This is a genomic window from Klebsiella huaxiensis (assembly GCF_003261575.2).
GTDB classification, from domain to species: domain Bacteria; phylum Pseudomonadota; class Gammaproteobacteria; order Enterobacterales; family Enterobacteriaceae; genus Klebsiella; species Klebsiella huaxiensis.
The window spans coordinates 3132720-3151666 of record NZ_CP036175.1 but is presented as its reverse complement, the minus strand read 5'-3'; the positions used below and the strand labels follow the sequence as shown (position 1 = coordinate 3151666).

21 protein-coding genes are annotated in these 18947 nt (G+C 54.5%); 14 read left to right on the top strand and 7 right to left on the bottom strand.

Annotated features, from left to right (window positions below; genetic code table 11):
• Positions 1 to 19: 19 nt before the first annotated feature.
• From DA718_RS15215 to patD, 4 genes are read left to right on the top strand one after another with little or no spacing between them, the layout of a single operon-like run.
• On the top strand, positions 20 to 1030 hold the full coding sequence (locus tag DA718_RS15215) for an ABC transporter ATP-binding protein (RefSeq protein ID WP_112216859.1): 1011 nt from the start codon (positions 20 to 22) through the stop codon (positions 1028 to 1030).
• Between the two features lies 1 nt (position 1031).
• Complete coding sequence (locus tag DA718_RS15210) at positions 1032 to 1961, top strand: ABC transporter permease (protein WP_112216858.1); 930 nt, start codon at positions 1032 to 1034, stop codon at positions 1959 to 1961.
• Complete coding sequence (locus DA718_RS15205) at positions 1951 to 2757, top strand: ABC transporter permease (protein WP_112216857.1); 807 nt, start codon at positions 1951 to 1953, stop codon at positions 2755 to 2757. Before DA718_RS15210 ends, DA718_RS15205 begins: the two co-directional genes overlap by 11 nt.
• Positions 2758 to 2780: 23 nt before the next feature.
• On the top strand, positions 2781 to 4208 hold the full coding sequence (patD, locus tag DA718_RS15200) for an aminobutyraldehyde dehydrogenase (protein ID WP_112216856.1): 1428 nt from the start codon (positions 2781 to 2783) through the stop codon (positions 4206 to 4208).
• Between the two features lie 425 nt (positions 4209 to 4633).
• Here patD and DA718_RS30280 read toward each other — a convergent pair whose 3' ends face one another.
• Entirely contained in the window at positions 4634 to 4756 is a 123-nt protein-coding gene (locus DA718_RS30280) for a small membrane protein (protein WP_142513663.1), read from the bottom strand.
• A gap of 583 nt (positions 4757 to 5339) precedes the next feature.
• Here DA718_RS30280 and DA718_RS15195 point away from each other — a divergent pair.
• On the top strand, positions 5340 to 5624 hold the full coding sequence (locus tag DA718_RS15195) for a hypothetical protein (RefSeq protein ID WP_112216855.1): 285 nt from the start codon (positions 5340 to 5342) through the stop codon (positions 5622 to 5624).
• A 49-nt stretch (positions 5625 to 5673) separates the two neighbouring features.
• Here the strand turns inward: DA718_RS15195 and yncL are convergent, their stop codons facing one another.
• Positions 5674 to 5769 (bottom strand): stress response membrane protein YncL, encoded by a 96-nt coding sequence (gene yncL, locus DA718_RS15190; protein WP_110274760.1) that lies wholly within the window; start codon positions 5767 to 5769, stop codon positions 5674 to 5676.
• Positions 5770 to 5965: 196 nt separating this feature from the next.
• On the opposite strand from yncL, the gene DA718_RS15185 reads away from it, so the two are divergent.
• The gene (locus tag DA718_RS15185; protein ID WP_110274759.1) at positions 5966 to 6139 is read left to right on the top strand and encodes a GhoT/OrtT family toxin; all 174 of its coding nucleotides are present in this window, start codon (positions 5966 to 5968) and stop codon (positions 6137 to 6139) included.
• A gap of 71 nt (positions 6140 to 6210) precedes the next feature.
• A complete protein-coding gene (locus tag DA718_RS15180; protein ID WP_112216854.1) occupies positions 6211 to 7011 on the top strand; it encodes an alpha/beta fold hydrolase in 801 nt (266 codons plus the stop codon).
• A 3-nt stretch (positions 7012 to 7014) separates the two neighbouring features.
• On the opposite strand, the gene DA718_RS15175 is transcribed toward DA718_RS15180, so the two are convergent.
• Positions 7015 to 8448: an aldehyde dehydrogenase gene (locus DA718_RS15175; RefSeq protein WP_112216853.1), complete on the bottom strand. Its 1434-nt coding sequence runs from the start codon at positions 8446 to 8448 to the stop codon at positions 7015 to 7017.
• 272 nt (positions 8449 to 8720) lie between these two features.
• On the opposite strand from DA718_RS15175, the gene DA718_RS15170 reads away from it, so the two are divergent.
• Both DA718_RS15170 and DA718_RS15165 read left to right on the top strand, forming a co-directional pair.
• Complete coding sequence (locus DA718_RS15170) at positions 8721 to 10319, top strand: ABC transporter substrate-binding protein (protein ID WP_112216852.1); 1599 nt, start codon at positions 8721 to 8723, stop codon at positions 10317 to 10319.
• A gap of 17 nt (positions 10320 to 10336) precedes the next feature.
• Positions 10337 to 10570, top strand: a complete 234-nt coding sequence (locus tag DA718_RS15165; protein ID WP_112216851.1) for a YdcY family protein — start codon at positions 10337 to 10339, stop codon at positions 10568 to 10570.
• 7 nt (positions 10571 to 10577) lie between these two features.
• Here DA718_RS15165 and DA718_RS15160 read toward each other — a convergent pair whose 3' ends face one another.
• Both DA718_RS15160 and DA718_RS15155 read right to left on the bottom strand, forming a co-directional pair.
• Positions 10578 to 11027 (bottom strand): DMT family transporter, encoded by a 450-nt coding sequence (locus DA718_RS15160; RefSeq protein WP_112216850.1) that lies wholly within the window; start codon positions 11025 to 11027, stop codon positions 10578 to 10580.
• Positions 11024 to 11542 (bottom strand): GNAT family N-acetyltransferase, encoded by a 519-nt coding sequence (locus tag DA718_RS15155; protein ID WP_112216849.1) that lies wholly within the window; start codon positions 11540 to 11542, stop codon positions 11024 to 11026. Before DA718_RS15155 ends, DA718_RS15160 begins: the two co-directional genes overlap by 4 nt.
• Before the next feature lie 161 nt (positions 11543 to 11703).
• Between DA718_RS15155 and DA718_RS15150 the strand changes: the two genes are divergently transcribed.
• Both DA718_RS15150 and DA718_RS15145 read left to right on the top strand, forming a co-directional pair.
• Positions 11704 to 12279: a helix-turn-helix domain-containing protein gene (locus DA718_RS15150; RefSeq protein ID WP_112216848.1), complete on the top strand. Its 576-nt coding sequence runs from the start codon at positions 11704 to 11706 to the stop codon at positions 12277 to 12279.
• 160 nt (positions 12280 to 12439) lie between these two features.
• The gene (locus DA718_RS15145; RefSeq protein ID WP_112216847.1) at positions 12440 to 13477 is read left to right on the top strand and encodes an NADP-dependent oxidoreductase; all 1038 of its coding nucleotides are present in this window, start codon (positions 12440 to 12442) and stop codon (positions 13475 to 13477) included.
• A gap of 48 nt (positions 13478 to 13525) precedes the next feature.
• Here DA718_RS15145 and rihA read toward each other — a convergent pair whose 3' ends face one another.
• Entirely contained in the window at positions 13526 to 14461 is a 936-nt protein-coding gene (gene rihA / locus DA718_RS15140) for a pyrimidine-specific ribonucleoside hydrolase RihA (RefSeq protein ID WP_112216846.1), read from the bottom strand.
• A gap of 288 nt (positions 14462 to 14749) precedes the next feature.
• Here rihA and DA718_RS15130 point away from each other — a divergent pair, with 288 nt between their 5' ends.
• Positions 14750 to 15049: a DUF406 domain-containing protein gene (locus DA718_RS15130; protein ID WP_112216845.1), complete on the top strand. Its 300-nt coding sequence runs from the start codon at positions 14750 to 14752 to the stop codon at positions 15047 to 15049.
• A 74-nt stretch (positions 15050 to 15123) separates the two neighbouring features.
• On the opposite strand, the gene pqqU is transcribed toward DA718_RS15130, so the two are convergent.
• Positions 15124 to 17235 carry a TonB-dependent receptor PqqU gene (gene pqqU / locus DA718_RS15125; protein ID WP_167492771.1) on the bottom strand — a complete coding sequence of 704 codons (2112 nt, stop codon included), beginning with the start codon at positions 17233 to 17235 and terminating at the stop codon, positions 15124 to 15126.
• Positions 17236 to 17496: 261 nt separating this feature from the next.
• Between pqqU and yncE the strand changes: the two genes are divergently transcribed.
• Together yncE and DA718_RS15115 are read left to right on the top strand one after the other, a co-directional pair.
• The gene (yncE, locus tag DA718_RS15120; RefSeq protein ID WP_112216844.1) at positions 17497 to 18558 is read left to right on the top strand and encodes a 7-bladed beta-propeller protein YncE; all 1062 of its coding nucleotides are present in this window, start codon (positions 17497 to 17499) and stop codon (positions 18556 to 18558) included.
• 141 nt (positions 18559 to 18699) lie between these two features.
• Positions 18700 to 18921, top strand: a complete 222-nt coding sequence (locus DA718_RS15115) for a YgdI/YgdR family lipoprotein (protein WP_112216843.1) — start codon at positions 18700 to 18702, stop codon at positions 18919 to 18921.
• Positions 18922 to 18947 lie beyond the last annotated feature (26 nt).

Genomic DNA, 18947 nt, shown 5'->3' with positions numbered 1-18947 from the left:
GTCGCCGGAGGCGAAGAACATGTACGCGGTTGAGTTTGATAATGTCTCGCGCCTGTATGGCGACGTGCGTGCGGTGGATGGCGTCAGTATCGCCATTCGCGACGGTGAGTTTTTCTCCATGCTGGGGCCGTCCGGCTCCGGCAAAACCACCTGCCTGCGGTTAATCGCCGGGTTTGAACAGCTTTCCGGCGGGGCGATCCATATTTTTGGCAAACAGGCCAGTGAACTGCCACCGTGGCAGCGCGATGTGAATACTGTTTTTCAGGATTATGCGCTGTTTCCCCATATGTCGGTGCTCGATAACGTTGCCTATGGATTGATGGTCAAAGGGATTGGCAAAAAGGAGCGGCACGCCCGCGCTCAGGAGGCGCTGGAAAAGGTCGCACTCGGTTTTGTCCAGGCGCGCAGGCCTTCTCAGCTTTCTGGCGGTCAGCGCCAGCGGGTAGCGATCGCCCGGGCGCTGGTGAATCAGCCACGCGTTCTGCTGCTGGATGAACCGCTCGGTGCGCTGGATTTGAAGCTGCGTGAACAGATGCAGGTCGAGCTGAAAAAACTGCAGCAGGCACTGGGCATCACCTTTATTTTTGTCACCCACGATCAGGGCGAGGCGCTGTCGATGTCCGATCGCGTTGCGGTGTTTAATAACGGGCGAATTGAACAGGTTGATGCGCCGCAGGACCTCTACCTGCGGCCCAAAACGGCCTTTGTTGCCGGGTTTGTCGGGACCGCCAACGTCTTTAGCAGCGAGCTGGCGCAAAAGCTGTGTGCGATGCCGGGAGAGTGGTCGCTGCGCCCGGAACATATTCGGCTGAACGCTGCCGGGGAAATCCAAACGCAGGGCGTGGTGCAGGCGGTGCAGTATCAAGGGGCGGCGACGCGCGTAGAACTGAAGCTGGTCGATGGCGAAAAACTGCTGGTGAGCCAGGCGAATGTCGATGGTAACGCTGCGCTAAACGCGCCGCCGGTGGGACAAACGGTATTGGCTTCCTGGTCGCGCGCGGCGATGGTGCCTCTGGCGGACGGAGGCTGATATGACGATGGTCATTCCCGCCGCCTCTACCGGGCGCTTGTCGGGGCTATTCTGGCGTAAACCGTCGTTGGCCCTGTTTTTGCTCCTGCTCGGCCCGCTGATGTGGTTTGGCATTGTCTATCTTGGGTCGTTACTGACGCTGTTATGGCAAAGCTTCTACACCTTTGATGATTTCACCATGTCGGTAACCAGCGACCTGACGCTGGCTAATCTGCGGGCACTGTTTAACCCGGCAAATTACGACATTATTGTGCGTACGCTAGTGATGGCGCTATCGGTGACGGTCGCCAGCGCCATTCTGGCATTACCGATGGCCTGGTATATGGCACGCTATACCCACGGCAAGATGAAGGCGTTTTTCTATATCGCCGTGATGCTGCCGATGTGGGCGAGCTATATCGTCAAGGCCTATGCGTGGACGCTGCTGCTGGCGAAAGATGGCGTAGCACAGTGGTTTCTGCGCCATCTTGGGCTGGAAAGTGTGCTAAGTCTGGTGTTGACGATCCCGGCTGTAGGAGGCAATACGCTGTCGACTTCCGGCCTGGGGCGCTTTCTGGTCTTTGTCTATATCTGGCTGCCGTTTATGATCCTGCCGGTGCAGGCGGCGCTGGAACGTCTGCCTCCGTCGCTGCTTCAGGCTTCCGCCGATCTTGGCGCGCGTCCGCGCCAGACTTTCCGCTACGTGGTGCTGCCGCTGGCGATCCCCGGCATTGCGGCGGGGTCGATATTTACCTTCTCGCTGACGCTGGGTGATTTTATCGTGCCGCAGCTGGTGGGGCCGCCGGGGTTCTTTATCGGTAATATGGTCTATTCCCAGCAGGGGGCGATTGGCAATATGCCGATGGCGGCTGCCTTTACCCTGGTGCCTATCGTGTTGATTGCTCTATATCTGGCGTTCGTGAAACGTCTGGGAGCGTTCGATGCACTCTGAACGCGCACCGCTGTTCCTGAAAGTAGCGACCTGGGGAGGGGTGATATTCCTGCATTTCCCGCTGCTGATTATCGCACTCTATGCGTTTAATACTGAAGATGCCGCTTTCAGCTTTCCACCTCAGGGCCTGACGCTGCGCTGGTTTAGCGAAGCGGCAGGGCGTGCCGATATCATTGAATCCGTGACGTTGTCACTAAAAATAGCTGCGCTGTCCACGGCTATCGCGCTGGTACTTGGCACGCTGGCTGCAGGAGCACTATGGCGCAGCACTTTCTTTGGCAAAAACGCGGTGTCGTTGCTGCTGCTGTTGCCGATTGCGCTGCCCGGCATTATTACCGGGCTTGCTCTGCTCACTGCGTTTAAGGCGGTCAACCTTGAGCCGGGTTTGCTGACTATCGTGGTGGGTCACGCGACCTTCTGCGTGGTGGTGGTGTTTAACAACGTGATTGCCCGCTTTCGCCGAACCTCGTGGAGCCTGGTGGAAGCTTCAATGGATTTAGGCGCGACGGGCTGGCAAACCTTCCGTTACGTGGTGTTGCCCAATCTGGGATCGGCGCTGCTGGCGGGCGGGATGCTGGCGTTCGCCCTATCGTTTGATGAAATTATCGTCACCACCTTTACTGCGGGACATGAACGCACGTTGCCGCTCTGGTTGCTTAATCAGCTCGGACGGCCTCGTGATGTCCCGGTGACCAACGTGGTCGCGTTGCTGGTGATGCTGGTGACGATGATTCCGATTCTGGGGGCCTGGTGGCTCACCCGTGACGGCGAAGCTGACGCTGAAAACGGAAAATAAAAGACCGAGACAGGATAAATGCTATGCAAAATAACCTTTTGATTAACGGAAAGTTAGTGGCTGGGGAAGGCGAGACGGTGCCGGTGTTCAACCCCGCAACGGGTGAAGAGATTTTGTCCATTGCGGAAGCCACGGCGGCGCAGGTGGATGCTGCGGTGGATGCCGCTGACCAGGCATTTGCCACCTGGAGCCAGACCACGCCGAAAACTCGCTCAGAATGCCTGCTCAGACTGGCGGACGTGATTACCGATCATGCGCAGTCGCTGGCTGAACTGGAGTCATTAAACTGCGGCAAGCCGCTGCACTGCGTCGTCAATGATGAACTCCCGGCGGTCGCCGATGTGTTCCGTTTCTTTGCCGGGGCGGCCCGCTGTCTGCCGGGGATGGCGGCAGGAGAGTACCTCGAAGGACACACGTCTATGATTCGCCGCGACCCGGTCGGCGTTGTTGCTTCCATCGCGCCGTGGAACTATCCACTGATGATGGCGGCCTGGAAGTTGGCCCCGGCGTTGGCGGCAGGCAACTGCGTGGTGATCAAACCTTCTGAAATTACCCCGTTAACCGCGCTGAAGCTCGGGGAACTGGCCAAAGATATTTTTCCTGCCGGGGGGCTTAACGTTCTGTTTGGCCGCGGGGCAACCGTTGGCGATCCGCTGACGGCTCACGCTAAAGTCCGCATGGTATCATTGACCGGTTCAATTGCCACCGGGGCGCATATCATCGGCCATACTGCCTCGTCGATTAAACGTACCCACATGGAACTGGGCGGCAAAGCGCCGGTTATCGTCTTTGATGATGCCGATATCGATGCCGTGGTGGAAGGCGTGCGGACCTTTGGCTTTTATAACGCCGGCCAGGACTGTACTGCAGCCTGTCGCATTTATGCGCAGGCCGGTATTTATGATCAACTGGTGGAGAAGTTGGGCGCGGCGGTCGCCAGCCTGAAGATTGGGTCACCCGATGATGAAACGACGGAGCTGGGGCCATTAAGCTCACTGGCGCATCTGGAAAGAGTCAGCGCTGCTGTCGATGCCGCTCGTGCGCTGCCGCATATTCAGGTGGTCACCGGCGGTAGCAAAGCGCCGGGTAACGGCTATTACTATCAGCCCACATTGCTGGCGGGGGCGAAGCAAGACGATGCAATTGTGCAGCGTGAGGTTTTTGGTCCGGTCGTCAGCATCACGTCGTTTGCGAATGAAGAGCAGGTGCTCAGTTGGGCCAATGATTCTCAATATGGTCTGGCGTCGTCGGTATGGACGAAGGATGTCGGCAGAGCGCACCGCCTCAGCGCGCGTTTGCAGTATGGCTGCACCTGGGTCAATACCCACTTTATGCTGGTGAGCGAAATGCCGCACGGGGGGCAGAAACTCTCTGGGTATGGCAAAGATATGTCGATGTACGGTCTGGAGGACTACACCACTATCAGGCACGTGATGATTAAGCATGGCTAGAAAACGGCAAGCGATAGTTGCCAGTGTCTAAATTAGCTTGCTAATAGTTTCGATAGCAGCAAATGTTAAAACAGAGCGATTATTTTATGAGAATATTCTCAAACCCCTTCAAGAGCTAAGCCATCATGAGTGCCGGAGATAAGCGCCGGATGGGGTCTGTTAACCACCCTGGGTGCAGGATGTACCCAGGGCGGGTAGAGCGATATAACACCCGCCCGGAATGGCAACGACTATCAAGCCCCTGCATTGTTTGCAGGGGCTTTTTGTATGGGTTATTGCGAATGATTGAGAGCAGCGTGCAGGTGTGATTTTGGCGAATGTTGCTGTCAGGTTAAAGCGGTCTTACCCAGAAGGATAAATGACGGAGTATCGTCAATGATCAATTACACGAAGGCATAATTTATTTTTCTAAAATAATTATCATGCTAACGTTTTGTTTTTTTGCTCGGTAAACTCGACTGCCTACGATCGCGAAAGTAAGACACGAGATTATAAATCGCAGCGACCAGTAAAATTAACGCCACAATAAGAACGGCGATTCCCGACATGTACCACCTCAAAAAATTGAATGAGTGAAAAACAAGCATTGCATAACTTGCGTTTATGAATGTATGGTTTTATGCCAGATAACGCAAATGATATTTCCTATCATTTGAATGACAAAGTCATGCAAAATGCTCACATGAATGATGGTAATAGTATGTTTATTAATTGATTTTTTGAAATTTTTATCTTGGTTCAATTCGTGAACAATCAGGAGTAATCGCATTTCGTGCTAATAGTGAGATTGTCTCATCAATGCTTTAATCTTGAATACTGATGGATGTGAAGCGCTCATCTGGCTGAGAGACATGATAACCATATTGCGTCCTCAGGTAGCAAATTCAATGTTGTGTTTAATGTGCATTTATATTTATCAATAACTCTATAGATTAAACCACATTAATATTGCAGTTATTAATTATCGGGTGCGAGCGTTGTGTTCGGGGGGGTATAGAAATAACGTGAGCGTTGCTTATTATTTATCTCCAGTATTTTAAATACGCATAAATGTAAATTGTTTGTTAATTTCATATGGAGCGGTGACTGCAGGAAGACCTGGGGGCTGGGTTTGACTTTCCATAGCCGCTCATGCGAACATTCCGCGCAATTTGTTACTTCGAAGTTGATATTGTTTTGAAAAAAATAGCATGTTTTCTATTTGTGGTCTGCGCCACGGCAACTCTTTACGGCAATTTCCCGGCTAAACATATTATTGGATGTGAAAAGCAGGGGGTACCGGAAGCTATCTGCATCGCTGCCGAGTGGGATAGTGAAAAAGTTGATCTGTTACCGGCATACAATCCTGAAAGTCTGAAGGTGCTTGCCTTACAGAATAGCGGGTCTGCTGCTGATGCGGGCGCTTTCAAATCGTAAAAAAGCAGCCCTTGAAGGCTGCTTTTTTAGGTTTCATCGCTGAGTAAAATCAGTAAAACCAACCAAAACGAACGGACAACAGGCTGATGAGCGCAAGTGCTGCGCCGACATTAATCAGAATGACGGTTTTGCTGGAAACATCCATAACGCCACCTTTTTGAGTAAGCCTCTACAGGTATAGTACGAGGTCAAAGATTGCGCTATCGGACAAAGCCGAATCGATCGACTTTCTGAAAATTATGCTTGCCTTTGTTTTAAGATTTCATCATCTCTGATGCACGCTGGGGTGCGAAAGAGCATTGTCTTTAGTGAAATGCTTATCAGGGAAGGAAGAAGAAAAAATGACCGTATACCAGAAAATGCTGGTTTTTTATGCCGTTATGGGATGTATCTGTGCCGTGATAAGCTGGTTCTTAACCAAAGAGAGCCGTTGGATACGTCTGCTTGCCGCGTTGTTGATCGGCGCGACCTGGCCGTTTAGCTTCCCGATGGCGCTGCTGGTCTCGTTGTTCTGATTTAAAAATCGATACCCCGCGTTATATGATGGCTGTTTAAAAAAACAGTGATAACTAACGGATGGTCATCGATGAACAGTTTCTTTTCCTCTCAGGCTGGCGCCACCGTACGCTGGCTCGATCTGCCCGGACGCGGCGAACCTATTGTTTTTATTCACGGCCTGGGCTGCGCCTCTACGTATGATTATCCTCGCGTTGCCGCCGATCCCGCGCTGGCAGGTCGGCGGATGCTCCTTGTTGATTTACCCGGTTATGGCTATAGCGATAAACCGGCCTCTTTTGGCTATCGCACTGGCGATCAGGCAAAGGTGGTGGTCGAACTACTGGAACACTTAGCGCTTACACGCTGCTACTTATATGGACACAGCATGGGGGGCAGCATTGCGATTGAAGCGGCAGAACTGCTTGCTGAGCGGGTATTGGCGCTGCTGGTGGCCGAGCCGAATCTGTATCCCGGCGGGGGGATGTACAGCAGACGCATTGCTGAACAACCTGAGGAGCGCTTTATTGCTCAGGGCTACGGCGACATGCTATCGGCTGAAACATCACCCTGGGCAGGTTGCCTGCAAAACAGCGCTCCCTGGGCCGTCTGGCGCGGGGCAAGCAGCCTGGTGAAAGGTGTTACGCCTTCCTGGTTTACCCGTTTTAGCGCTTTAGCCTGCCGTAAGGCCCTGGTCTACGGCGAACTTTCTCTCCCCGCGCAGGAAGCCATTGACGTTAAAGCCGTCGGAATCCCGCTGTTTATTGTGCCCCAGGCAGGGCACTCAATGGCATGGGAAAACCCATCAGCGCTGGCCCAAACGGTGGCCGATTTTTACTGTAGCGCTGAGGCAGAACGTCAGATTAACGATGTGGTCCTCAATAAGTCGTGAGGCTTAAAACGGCAGCTCACGCGGGAGCGTTTGCAACGTTATCCAGCGTAATTCGGTAAATTCGGCAATCCCCGCGCGTCCGCCAAAACGGCCATACCCGGAAGATTTGCAGCCGCCGAACGGCATTTGCGCTTCATCGTGCACGGTAGGGCCGTTGATGTGGCAAATGCCAGTTTGCAGGTTTTGCGCCAGGTTCCACGCCCGGGCGCTGTCCCGGCTGTAAACCGCCGACGAGAGGCCATATTCGCTTTCGTTGGCAACGGCCAGCGCTTGCGTTTCATCTTCAACCCGGATAATCGCTTTCACCGGGCCGAAAGACTCTTCACGCCAGATGCGCATTTCCCGGGTGACCCCATCAAGCAGCGTGGGGCGCATTTGCGTCGAACTGGCTTTGCCGCCGGTTAGCAGACGCGCGCCTTTCGCCAGCGCATCGTCTATCAGCGTATTGCAGCGGGTGACGGTTTTCATATCCACTACCGGCCCGAGAAGGCTGGCGGGGAGGGCTGCTGCTCGTTTGGCCAGCAGCAAAACAAATTCATCTGCGGCGGCATTATCAATGATGATTCGCTCGGTCGACATGCAAATTTGCCCGGCATTGGCGAACGCACCAAAAATCGCTCCTGCTGCCGCTTGTTCGAGGTCGGCGTCATCCAGCACCAGCAGCGGGGCTTTGCCGCCAAGCTCAAGCACTGCCGGTTTCAGATGTTCGCCGCAGGTGCGGGCGATGATTCTCCCCACCGGCGTGGAACCGGTGAAGTTAACGCGGCGCACGGCGGGATGCGCTATCAGAGACTCCACTAGTTCAGGTGCGTCGGCGGGCGCACAGGTCAGATAGTTGACGACCCCAGCGGGAAAACCTGCTGCTGCCAGCGCATCAATAATCAGCCCTTGCGTGGCAGGCGACAGCTCTGCGCCTTTGAGGATAACCGTATTGCCGCAGGCCAACGGTGTAGCGATAGCGCGGGTCGCGAGGATTAACGGCGCGTTCCACGGTGCCATGCCGAGCACAACCCCCGCGCCCTGGCGGATCCCCATCGCCAGATTTCCCGGTACGTTAGATGGGATAACCTGACCCTCGATCTGCGTCGTCAACGCGGCGGCTTCGCGTAGAATGTCGGCGGCGAGATGGACGTTAAACCCGGCCCAGTGCGCGGTAGCACCGGTTTCCGCCGCCATGGCGGCAATAAATTTAGCCTCACGGCGCAGCATTTCCTCGGCGGCTTCCAGAAGAAGACGACGCCTCTCTACGGGGGGCGTTTCACGCCATTGTGGAAAAGCGGCGGCAGCGGCCTCCACGCAGTGACGAGCGTCGGTCAACGTTGCAGCACTGGCGACAGAAACGATCTCTTCCGTCACCGGGCTATGGCGGCTCAACGTGGCATGACCTTCGGCATCGTGCCATTGGCCGTTGGTGTACAGATTGCAGGTTATTGTCATTGTTAGCGTCTCCTGACGTTGCGTTTTTTCCGAGTGTATCGGTTTCCATCGCCTCCAGGAGGGAGCGGGGCGGTTATCGCCCTCTTTTTTCGTAACCTTTCGCAGTCCTCACATTTATTGGTGAAATTGATGATGAAAAAAACGGCTGATGTTGAATTAATCGGCTAAAACGCTGTATTTAGCATAACCTGATAGCAATTGATTATTTGCCGGTTGAATGTACCTGTGCTGTTATTAAAGCTCTTATAACAATATTCATAAGGCTTATAACCATGTCTACAGGGAAAACGCTTCTTGCGCTGGCATTGAGTGCGCTATTGCCAGCGGCAAGTGCCTGGGCGGCGGGGAACGATACGCTTGTTTATTGCTCCGAAGCTTCACCAGAATCTTTCAACCCGCAGATTGCCAGCTCCGGCCCATCCTTCGTTGCCAGTTCACAGGTGCTTTATAACCGCCTGATAAACTTTGATCCGGTCAAAAATACGCCGATTCCGTCACTGGCGACCGAATGGACCGTTTCCCCGGATGGCAAAACCTGGACTTTCACCCTGCGCAAGGGCGTACAGTTCAACAGCAACAAATACTTCAAGCCGACCCGCGATTTCAACGCCGATGATGTGCTGTTCTCGGTACTGCGTCAAAAGGATGAGAAACACCCGTACCACAATGTTTCACAAGGGAGTTATGAATATTTCCACGACGTTGGGCTGGATAAGCTGATCAAAGAAGTCAAAAAGATCGATGACTACCACGTTCAGTTCGTGCTGAACGAGCCGAATGCGGCGTTCCTCGCAGATTGGGGGATGGATTTTGCGTCGATTCTTTCTGCCGAATATGGCGATGCAATGCTGAAAAAAGGCACGCCGGAGTATGTTGATACCTGGCCAATCGGTACGGGGCCTTACGCGCTACAACAATATAAAGTGGACTCGTTGATCCGTTACATCGCCAATCCGCATTACTGGGACGGCGAAGTGCCGACTAAGCACCTGATTTTCTCCATCACGCCAAACGTTGAGACGCGTCTGGCGAAGCTGCAAACCAACGAATGCCAGATTATTCCCGCGCCGTCGCCGGTGCAGTTCCCGGTGATTAAAGGTAATAAAGATTTGGCGCTCCATTCGGTGGAAGCGCTCAACGTGGGCTATCTGGCGTTCAATACGGAGAAAAAGCCGTTTGATAATGTATTAGTGCGTCAGGCGCTAAATTATGCAACAGACAAACAGGCGATCGTTAAAGCGGTCTTCCTGGACTCCGGTAGCGTGGCGAAATCACCAATTCCGGGCAATATGCTCGGCTATAAGAAAGATCTGCCGGATTACGGCTATGACCCGCAAAAAGCGAAAGAGCTGCTCAAGCAGGCCGGACTGGAAAAGGGGGCGGAAGTGACCTTGTGGTCGATGCCGGTACAGCGTCCGTACAACCCCAATTCACGTCGTATTGCCGAGATGATTCAGAATGACTGGAGCAAGGTCGGCATTAAAGCCAAAATCGTCACTTACGAGTGGGGTGAATATCTCGCCGGAATGCGTAAAGGCGAGCACGACAGCGCGCTGTTTGGCTGGATGTCCGATAACGGCGATCCGGATAACTTCGCCGGGACCTTGTTAAGCTGCGACAACATTAAAACCGGCTCCAACGTTGCCCGCTGGTGCGACAAGTCCTACGATGCATTGGTGAAAAAGGCTATCCTGGTGAGCGACCCGCAAGAACGCGCAAAACTCTATGGGCAGGCACAGGAGATTTTTTATCAGCAGGCGCCGTGGATCCCGCTGGCGACCGGGAAAACCTTCTACGCGACGCGCAGCAACGTCAGCGGCTATAGCGTGAGCCTGATGGGCAGCGATTTTTCCAAAGTAAAACTGAATTAAGCCGCAAGGAGAAAAGAATGTCACATCTGGATGAAGTGATCGCCCGAGTGGACGCCACGATTGCAGAAGGCGTGATTACCCATATGAATGAATTGCTGATCGCGCTGAGCGATGACGCTGAGCTAGGCCGTGAAGAGCGCTACGTTCAGCAGCAGCGTCTGCGTAATGCGATTGCGCACCATGGTCGTCAACAGCACGAGGAGCAGGAGGCGCGCCGCGAGCAGTTAACCCGTGGCGGCGAAATTCATTAAATCGCCGTTAAAACTGGCGTCTGGCCACCAGCCAGGCGCCTATCACCAGCATCACTGCGCCGCACAATGGGCCAATCAGGGCGCGAATCGGCACGTTGTGCGCGCGGATCAGATCAATCACCAGCCCGCCTACCAGTTGGCTGGCAATCAATACCGCAATGGTGGTTGCCGCACCGACGTTTTGATAACCGCTGATGCTGGCAAAAACAAAAAACGATCCCAGAAGGCCGGGAATGAGCGTCCACCACCTCACGCTGCCCGCCAGCTCCTGAAAGCCAGCCGCGCCGTGCTTCAGCATCAGTATCGTCACGAAAATCACGATACCGACCAGCGAGTTAAGCAGCATAGCGATAAGAATGGTAGAAGCGGATTGGGTAATCCGCACCATCAGCGTGTTTTGTAGCACCAGTCCAACACCCGCGGCAATTAAACAGGCCAGGGTCAGCGTCTGATTCATGCGCTGCCGTCCGGATCGCGGCGATCGTCTAGCTGCAATTGCATAAACGTCAGATCCAGCCAGCGGCCAAATTTAGTCCCTACCTGCGGCATGTGTCCGGTGGTGATGAAGCCCAGGGTTTCATGCAGATGCAAAGAGGCCTGATTCTGCGCTTCAATGCCGGCCACCATGACGTGTTTATTTAATCGTTTGGCTTCCGCGATTAACGCAACCAGCAGGCTGCGGCCCAGACCTTTACCCTGATGGTCGGGGTGAACATAAACCGAATGCTCGACGGTATGGCGGAAGCCGTCAAAGGCACGCCAGTCGCCAAAGGAAGAGTAGCCGGTAATAACGCCGTTTTCTTCACTGACCAGCACCGGATATCCGGCAAACTGCCGGGCTTCAAACCAGGCAATGCGGTTGTCGGTATCGACGGTTTTGTCGTTCCAGATAGCGGCAGTATGGACGACCGCATGGTTGTAGATTTCAGCGATTGCGGCGCAATCGTCTTTGCAGGCATAGCGGATGCTCATGGCAAACCCCAAACGTTTGTACACTATAGTAGTACGATATTATTACAATAATGTACGCCAGGCTGTCATCTGCTTTGGCCATAATATTTTATTATGTTGCGCTATACCGCTCGCTGCGACCCGCTTGTTGCTGCCAGATTCATACACTATAGTGTCACGATATGAATACTTTAGAAGACAACCTTAACCAGCGCATCAGCGCGCGCATCCGTATCGAACGGGAATCCCGCGGCTGGTCGCTGAGTGAACTGGCAGAGCGGGCGGGCGCGTCACGGGCGATGATCCACAAGATCGAACGTGGTGAAAGCAGCCCCACGGCGTCAATGCTTGGGCGACTCTCCGGCGCATTTGGCATCAGCATGTCAACGCTGATCGCCAGGGCCGAGATGCAGGAAGGCAAACTGCTGCGTTTTGCTAATCAGCCGGTATGGCACGATCCGCAGAGCCACTATCTGCGCCGTCACGTTTCACCGCGCAGCGATTTGCCTATCGACCTGGTGCAGGTTGAGCTTCCCGCCGGAAGCGATATTCCGATGCCTGCGGCGTCTTACGCGCTGGCCAGGCAGCTTATCTGGCTACAGCAGGGTGAACTGGTGTTTGTCGAAGGCAACACGCGCCACGAGATGCAGGCGGGGGATTGCCTGGAACTGGGACCACCTAACGACTGCCGCTTTATTAACGAAACAACGCAACCCTGCGTTTATCTGGTTGTTCGACTTAATCAATCTGCCTCTTAGAGCCTGGCTCATTAGGGCTATTTTGCTTGCCATTTTGAACCTGGGCAGTGCTCAAACTGTCTGCGCCAATAACGCCTACTGGGATAGGCTCTTAATGTCAATGCGCGTTGCCGGGAAAGCAGCTAGCCTCAGTACAGACTTGTCAAAAGAGGAGTTTGTTATGGCTTTTAATCCGCAACGCCATCGCCGCTGGCTGCTGGCGTCTCGTCCACATGGTGAGCCGACCGGAGAAAACTTCCGCCTGGAAGAGGGCGAGGTCGCATCTCCGGGCCCCGGACAAATACTGCTGCGCACCGTTTTTCTGTCATTAGACCCCTATATGCGCGGACGCATGAGCGATGCGCCATCCTACTCACCGCCGGTGGCTATTGGCGCGGTGATGGTGGGCGGTACCGTGAGTCGCGTCGTGACCTCACATCATGCTGACTTTCAGCCCGGCGACTGGGTGTTGGGCTACGGCGGCTGGCAGGATTATGAACTCTCCGATGGCAGCGGGCTGGTGAAGCTAGGCGCTAATCCTGAACATCCTTCCTGGGCGTTGGGGATTCTGGGGATGCCGGGTTTTACCGCTTATATGGGGCTGCTGGATATTGGTCAGCCGAAAGCGGGTGAAACGCTGGTGGTCGCCGCCGCAACCGGGCCCGTTGGCGCGACGGTTGGGCAGATAGCAAAGTTGAAAGGTTGCCGTACGGTTGGCATTGCGGGCGGTAGTGAGAAGTGCCGCTATGCGGTTGAAACCTTAGGGTTCGACGTGTGTATCGACCACCGCGCGCCTGATTTTGCCGTCAAGCTGCTCGAAGCCTGCCCGCAAGGGATAGACATCTATTATGAGAACGTCGGCGGCAAAGTGTTCGACGAAGTCCTGCCGCTGTTAAACACCTCTGCGCGCGTCCCGGTTTGCGGTCTGGTCAGCGGCTACAACGCCACCGCGCTGCCGGATGGCCCGGATCGCCTGCCGCTGCTGATGGCGACGATCCTCAAAAAACGCATTCGGATGCAGGGCTTTATCATCGGCCAGGATTACGGTCATCGTATTCAGGAGTTCCAGCAAGAGATGGGACGCTGGGTACAGGAAGGAAAAATTAAATACCGTGAGCAGGTCGTCGACGGTCTTGAGCAGGCGCCGCAGGCGCTCACCGGCCTGTTGAAGGGCGAGAACTTCGGTAAAGTGGTGGTTCGCGTCTCTCCAGACGAGTGACGTATTTCCCGGTGGGCAGTAGTGCCCACCGGGGTTTATGATGACGATTTACGCGTAAAATTCCAGCCGTTCGGCCAGCAGGTCAACAAACGCCTGGCGGTCGACGTCGAGCATCACCGTAGCGTTTGGCTCCTTACCGGTCAGGTTGTAGAAATCAACCACCGTCATTCCTTGGGTGTATTTCCCCTGAGTTTCCACGCCGACCCAGCGCTCAATGGTGGTGAAAATCTCCGGCTTAAGCAGCCAGGCAATGGTGCAAGGATCGTGCAGCGGCGCGCCGACGAAGCCCCATTTTTCATCCTTATGATATTCAATGAAGAAGTCGAGCAGCTCAGCGACAATCGTCGATATAGGATTGCCAATACGGCGGAAACGTTCGATATCTTCGGCGTGAATTTGCGCTTTATGGGTGACGTCAAGACCGGCCATTACCACCGGGATACCGGACTGGAAAACGATCTCCGCCGCTTCCGGATCGACGTAGATATTAAATTCGACTGCCGGTTGCCAGTTACCCAGCACCATCGCGCCACCCATAATCACAATACGGGCGATTTTGCTATACAGCTCAGGATGACTGTTGAGCAACAACGCGACGTTGGTTTGCGGCCCGGTTGCCACGATTGTCACCGGCTCGGCGCTTTCACGCAGCGTTTTTGCCATCAGCTCAACGGCAGTACAGCTTTGTGCGGCAAAACCTGGTTCCGGCAGCGCCGGGCCATCAAGTCCGCTTTCACCGTGCACGTTATCGGCGATGATCAGTTCCCGCATTAACGGCTTCAGCGCGCCACCGGCTACCGGAATATCCGGACGTTTAAGCAGGGTGAGCATCCGCAGCACGTTGCGCAGCGTTTTGTCCGGCGTCTGGTTTCCTGCGGACGAGGTGACGGCTTTCACATCAAGCTCGGGTGAAGCGAGGGCAAGAACGAGGGCAATCGCGTCATCATGACCCGGATCGCAATCGATAATCACTGGCAGTGCCATGGCAGCTCCTTATTGGCGTTGTTTTGTGACAAGGGTAACGCTGTAAAGCGGGATAAACGAGGCACAACGCAGGATAGTGTGATGGCGTGCACGATTGATCGCGGTGGCGCGAGATTTTACCAACGCAGTGTTTTATCAACCCGCAATCGCGAAATCGCTATGCGATGGCGTAAGGAGATGACTCACTCGACGGTATATAATTCCAGCTAACTAATCCATACATATTTTAATGGTTTGCTTTTCCGCTAACGGATTCTTATCCTGATAGAAACTCAAGAGGTTATCGTTATGAAAGATGTTGTAGATAAATGCAGTACCAAAGGTTGCGCCATTGACGTTGGATCTATCATTGATAATGAAGATTGCGTCTACCGGGCAGAGAAAACATTCCCCTCGCGCGAAGAAGCAGAGGCTACGGTGGCTGCCGTTCGCGAACGCGCTGTAGCCGCAACGCCCGCCAGCGAGCCGCCGCAGGTTGACTATACCATTGTGGCTGCAGGTGATGAGGTGAAGCTCGACGTTTCTATCGCTTTCTCCTGCCAGGCGGAAAAGATTATTTTTGAATTGTCCTTAAGAAACCTTATTTAAGGCAAAGCGCGCGTTTTGGAAATTGCCGGGCGACGTGAGCAGCCCGGCAGAAAAGCAGGATTCCAGGTGATGCGTTACTCAAACCGCCATGCCAGATTCAGCCCGACTCCATAATTGCGGCCCGGTGCCGGTTCGTAGTAGCGACCGTTGGATTCGTTAACGATAACCGAGCCCGCGTAGCTGCGATCGAACAGGTTATCGACGCGTCCAAACAGATCCATATCCATCTTGCCGTAGCTCCATTTATAGCCGGTCGTCAGGCCGACCACCGTCCATGACGGCGCTTTGGCGGTGTTTTCATCATTAGCCATAATATCGCTCATATAACGAATATCGCTGCCCGCGTACCAGCCTTTTTCGGGCTGATAACCGAAGGACGCATAGCCCATATTGCGGGCGATCCCTGGAATACGGTTGCCTTTACAGCTCGTGTCGTCGCAGACGTTGGTGCGATAAGTCGCATCCAGCCAGGTCCACGCTGCTTTCAAACGCCAGCTGTCGCCGAACTGCTGATCCAGCCCCAGTTCCATCCCCTGACGACGGGTCTTGCCGGCGTTTTTATAGCTGGTACGCCCGCCGCTGCTGGCGTCGACCACAATCTCATTATCGGTATCAGTCTGGAATAGCGCAGCAGTTAACAAGCCATTGCCAATACGCGCCTTGCTGCCAATTTCGACGGTTTCGTTGGTTGACGGCTGGAGACCAAAGTTCAGACCGCCCTGGTTGCCGGAACGATACGAAAGCTCGTTAATCGTCGGCGTTTCGAAGCCGCGACCGGCGGAAACGTACAGATTCCACGCGTCGGTTACTGCATATTTCAGTGAGCCCGCTGGCAGCCACTTGTGATAACTGGCATCGCCGCTATCATCGCCGTTGCCAGGAGTAATGTAGTAGTCATTAGAATCGAACCACACCGAGCTGTAACGTACCCCGGCGTCCAGCGAAAGTTTCTCGGTAAGCTGCCACTGAGTTTGTAGATACGGGTCGATATTCCACATCAGATTACGTTCATTGCGACGCAGGTCGCCCTTTTCGCCGTACTGCGGCGCACCGTTGCGCATAACAAAGTTTTCGAAGCCTTTGCGGCGCTCGCTCATGGTTTCGTAATCGAGACCGGTGGTAAAGGTGACCGGCACCAGCAGCTCGCCGCGGTGGGTCCAGCGGGTATCAATCCCCTGATAGTGTCGGGTCAGGTCGATAACGCCGCCCGCATGGGTTGGGTTAAGCTGTGGCGCGCGCGGAATCGACTGATATTGCGTGGTTTCGCGCTCACCGGCGTACATCATCACGCTCAGGTCGTCATGTTCGCTCAGCTGGCGCTCATAGCGCAAACCGGCCTGGGTCTGCTTAATGGTTTTGCGCGTATTGTACTGATCGCCGCGGGGAGACTGGCGCGGGTTACTCTGCCATTCGTCATAGCTCAGGCCGCCCGCATCGTTAGCTTTGATATCGACGCTGTTGAACAACAGGGTCAGCTTGCTGACGTCGTCGATACGCACGCCCAGTTTGGCGTTAGCGAGATTCTTGCGCGCGCCGCTATGGTCGCGGGAGCCGTGGGTGGTGAAGCGGTTGGTGGAAACCACATAGTCGACGTCGCCCGCGTGCGTACCGTCACCGACAGCGCCGGTTGCTTTCATGCCGTAATGCCAGGTACCGAAGCTACCGTAGTAGCTGCTGGCTTCGATAGTTGGCGGCTGGCTGCCGGTCTGGCTGGTGGCATTAATTACTCCGCCGGAAGAGTTGCCGTACAGAGCGGAAAAGGGGCCGCGCAGCACCTCAAGCGAGTCGAGGCTGCCAATGTCAATATTCGAGGTTTGCCCCTGGCCATCGGGCATGGTGGCCGGAATACCGTCGACGTATATGCGCAGCCCGCGTACGCCGTAGGTCGAGCGGGAGCCGAAGCCGCGAATAGAAAGCTGCAGATCCTGGGCGTAGTTTTGTCGGTTTTGTACCTGGAGGCCGGGAACCGCGCCCAGCGACTCGGAGAGGTTTACGCGCGGAGCGGCCTGACGCATTTCATCGCCGTTAACCACGCTCACGGCGGCTGGGGTATCGAGTTCAGAAACCGTAGATGGCGCAGCGGTGACGACCATGGTTTGTTCAGCGGCGGTAGCGGTTGGCGCAGTGGAAATAAGCGGCAGAAGCAGAGCGGGGAGTGCGGCGGCGCGCAAGGAAAGGATTTTCATCAAAGTTACTCGTAAAACGAACCAAACGGAACATATGTATATATGTTAACTCTTTTGTAAATTTTTTGAAAAGACTTAACGGGATTTGAGTTAACAAATAGCAAGAATTGCGTGATCGCAGGGCCACTAAACGCAATTAACTCTCCACATTGCGATAAATAATGATTACTATTCGCATTCCAAGAATAGCGCAAAGCAATGATTTTGCGCCACGGAAGCACTGTCGAGCAGGCATATACTGTTTTATCAAAGGGAGTCGTCATGTCATTACGTCATCTGTCCGCGCCACGTCTGCGCCGTTCACTGTTGTTAACTTCGTTGCTGCTGGCGGGGAGCTTCAGCGCTCACGCGGCGGAAGAAATGCTGCGCAAGGCCGTTGGCAAGGGCGCATACGAAATGGCTTATAGCCAGCAGGAAAATGCGCTGTGGGTGGCCACGTCTCAAAGCCGTTCGCTGGATAAAGGCGGTATCGTTTATCGTCTTGATCCGACGACTCTCGAGGTGACCCAGATTATTCATAACGATCTGAAACCGTTTGGCGCCACTATCAACAATGCAACTCAGACTCTGTGGTTTGGTAATACCACCGACAGCACCGTGACGGCTATCGATGCCAAAACCGGCAAAGTGAAAGGGCGCCTGGTGCTGGATCCTCGTGAGCGTAGTGAAACCGTGCGCCCGCTGGCTCCGCGCGAGCTGGCGGTCAACGAGAAAACCAATACCGTCTATATCACTGGTCTGGGTAAAGAGAGCGTGATCTGGGTGGTGGATGGCGACAAGCTGACCCTGAAAGACACCATTGCCAACACTGGTGCGATGGCGACGGGGCTGGCGGTAGACGCGGAAGCCAACCGTATCTACACCACCAACGCCGATGGTGAGTTGCTGACTATCGACAGCACCAGCAACAAGATCCTGTCGCGTAAGAAGCTGCAGGATGATGGCAAAGAGCACTTCTACCTGAACCTGAGCCTGGACACCGCGGGTCACCGCGCCTTTATCACCGATGGCAAACAGCCGGAAGTGCTGGTGGTTGACATTCGCGACGGCAAAGTACTGGAGAAAATCGCCGCGCCGGAATCTCTGGCCGTGCTGTTTAACCCGACCCGCAATGAAGCTTACGTGACCCACCGTAAAGCCGGTGAAGTGAGCGTGATTGATGGCAAGACCTATAAAGTGGTCAAAACCTTCAAGACTCCGACTCACCCGAACAGCCTGACGCTTTCCGCTGATGGTAAAACGCTGTACGTCAGCGTGAAGCAGGAATCGACTCGTCAGAAAGAAGCGACCCAGCCGGATGACGTTATCCGCATCGCGCTATAATCTTCTCAGGAGGGGGCAACCCCCTCCTGCTCGCCTGTATCACCCTCTGTTACAAACACTTATTAGCCGGATAAATGTAATGGCTATACACTTAAGACTTTCCTGCATTAGCGGGACGGTGGCATTAATCCTGGAGAAAAGATGAAAAAATCATTAATGGTTGTGTGCGCTGGCGCGATGCTGGCTCTTCTGGCGGGCTGTAGCTCGAACTATGTGATGACGACGAAAAGCGGGCAAACTATTGTGACGCAGGGCAAGCCGAAGCTGGATAAAGATACCGGCATGACCAGCTATACCGATGAGTCAGGTAACCAGCGCCAGATCAACAGCAGCGATGTCGCTCAACTGGTGGAAGACAACTAAGCGTTGTCATCGCGGTTTGCCCGCTG

Excerpts from the sequence above, each read along its gene's own strand:
- DA718_RS15215 (WP_112216859.1), top strand. The coding sequence starts at position 20 with ATGTACGCGGTTGAGTTTGATAATGTCTCGCGCCTGTATGGCGACGTG.
- DA718_RS15210 (WP_112216858.1), top strand. The coding sequence starts at position 1,032 with ATGACGATGGTCATTCCCGCCGCCTCTACCGGGCGCTTGTCGGGGCTA.
- DA718_RS15205 (WP_112216857.1), top strand. The coding sequence starts at position 1,951 with ATGCACTCTGAACGCGCACCGCTGTTCCTGAAAGTAGCGACCTGGGGA.
- patD (WP_112216856.1), top strand. The coding sequence starts at position 2,781 with ATGCAAAATAACCTTTTGATTAACGGAAAGTTAGTGGCTGGGGAAGGC.
- DA718_RS30280 (WP_142513663.1), bottom strand. The coding sequence starts at position 4,756 with ATGTCGGGAATCGCCGTTCTTATTGTGGCGTTAATTTTACTGGTCGCT.
- DA718_RS15195 (WP_112216855.1), top strand. The coding sequence starts at position 5,340 with ATGCGAACATTCCGCGCAATTTGTTACTTCGAAGTTGATATTGTTTTG.
- yncL (WP_110274760.1), bottom strand. The coding sequence starts at position 5,769 with ATGGATGTTTCCAGCAAAACCGTCATTCTGATTAATGTCGGCGCAGCA.
- DA718_RS15185 (WP_110274759.1), top strand. The coding sequence starts at position 5,966 with ATGACCGTATACCAGAAAATGCTGGTTTTTTATGCCGTTATGGGATGT.
- DA718_RS15180 (WP_112216854.1), top strand. The coding sequence starts at position 6,211 with ATGAACAGTTTCTTTTCCTCTCAGGCTGGCGCCACCGTACGCTGGCTC.
- DA718_RS15175 (WP_112216853.1), bottom strand. The coding sequence starts at position 8,448 with ATGACAATAACCTGCAATCTGTACACCAACGGCCAATGGCACGATGCC.
- DA718_RS15170 (WP_112216852.1), top strand. The coding sequence starts at position 8,721 with ATGTCTACAGGGAAAACGCTTCTTGCGCTGGCATTGAGTGCGCTATTG.
- DA718_RS15165 (WP_112216851.1), top strand. The coding sequence starts at position 10,337 with ATGTCACATCTGGATGAAGTGATCGCCCGAGTGGACGCCACGATTGCA.
- DA718_RS15160 (WP_112216850.1), bottom strand. The coding sequence starts at position 11,027 with ATGAATCAGACGCTGACCCTGGCCTGTTTAATTGCCGCGGGTGTTGGA.
- DA718_RS15155 (WP_112216849.1), bottom strand. The coding sequence starts at position 11,542 with ATGAGCATCCGCTATGCCTGCAAAGACGATTGCGCCGCAATCGCTGAA.
- DA718_RS15150 (WP_112216848.1), top strand. The coding sequence starts at position 11,704 with ATGAATACTTTAGAAGACAACCTTAACCAGCGCATCAGCGCGCGCATC.
- DA718_RS15145 (WP_112216847.1), top strand. The coding sequence starts at position 12,440 with ATGGCTTTTAATCCGCAACGCCATCGCCGCTGGCTGCTGGCGTCTCGT.
- rihA (WP_112216846.1), bottom strand. The coding sequence starts at position 14,461 with ATGGCACTGCCAGTGATTATCGATTGCGATCCGGGTCATGATGACGCG.
- DA718_RS15130 (WP_112216845.1), top strand. The coding sequence starts at position 14,750 with ATGAAAGATGTTGTAGATAAATGCAGTACCAAAGGTTGCGCCATTGAC.
- pqqU (WP_167492771.1), bottom strand. The coding sequence starts at position 17,235 with ATGAAAATCCTTTCCTTGCGCGCCGCCGCACTCCCCGCTCTGCTTCTG.
- yncE (WP_112216844.1), top strand. The coding sequence starts at position 17,497 with ATGTCATTACGTCATCTGTCCGCGCCACGTCTGCGCCGTTCACTGTTG.
- DA718_RS15115 (WP_112216843.1), top strand. The coding sequence starts at position 18,700 with ATGAAAAAATCATTAATGGTTGTGTGCGCTGGCGCGATGCTGGCTCTT.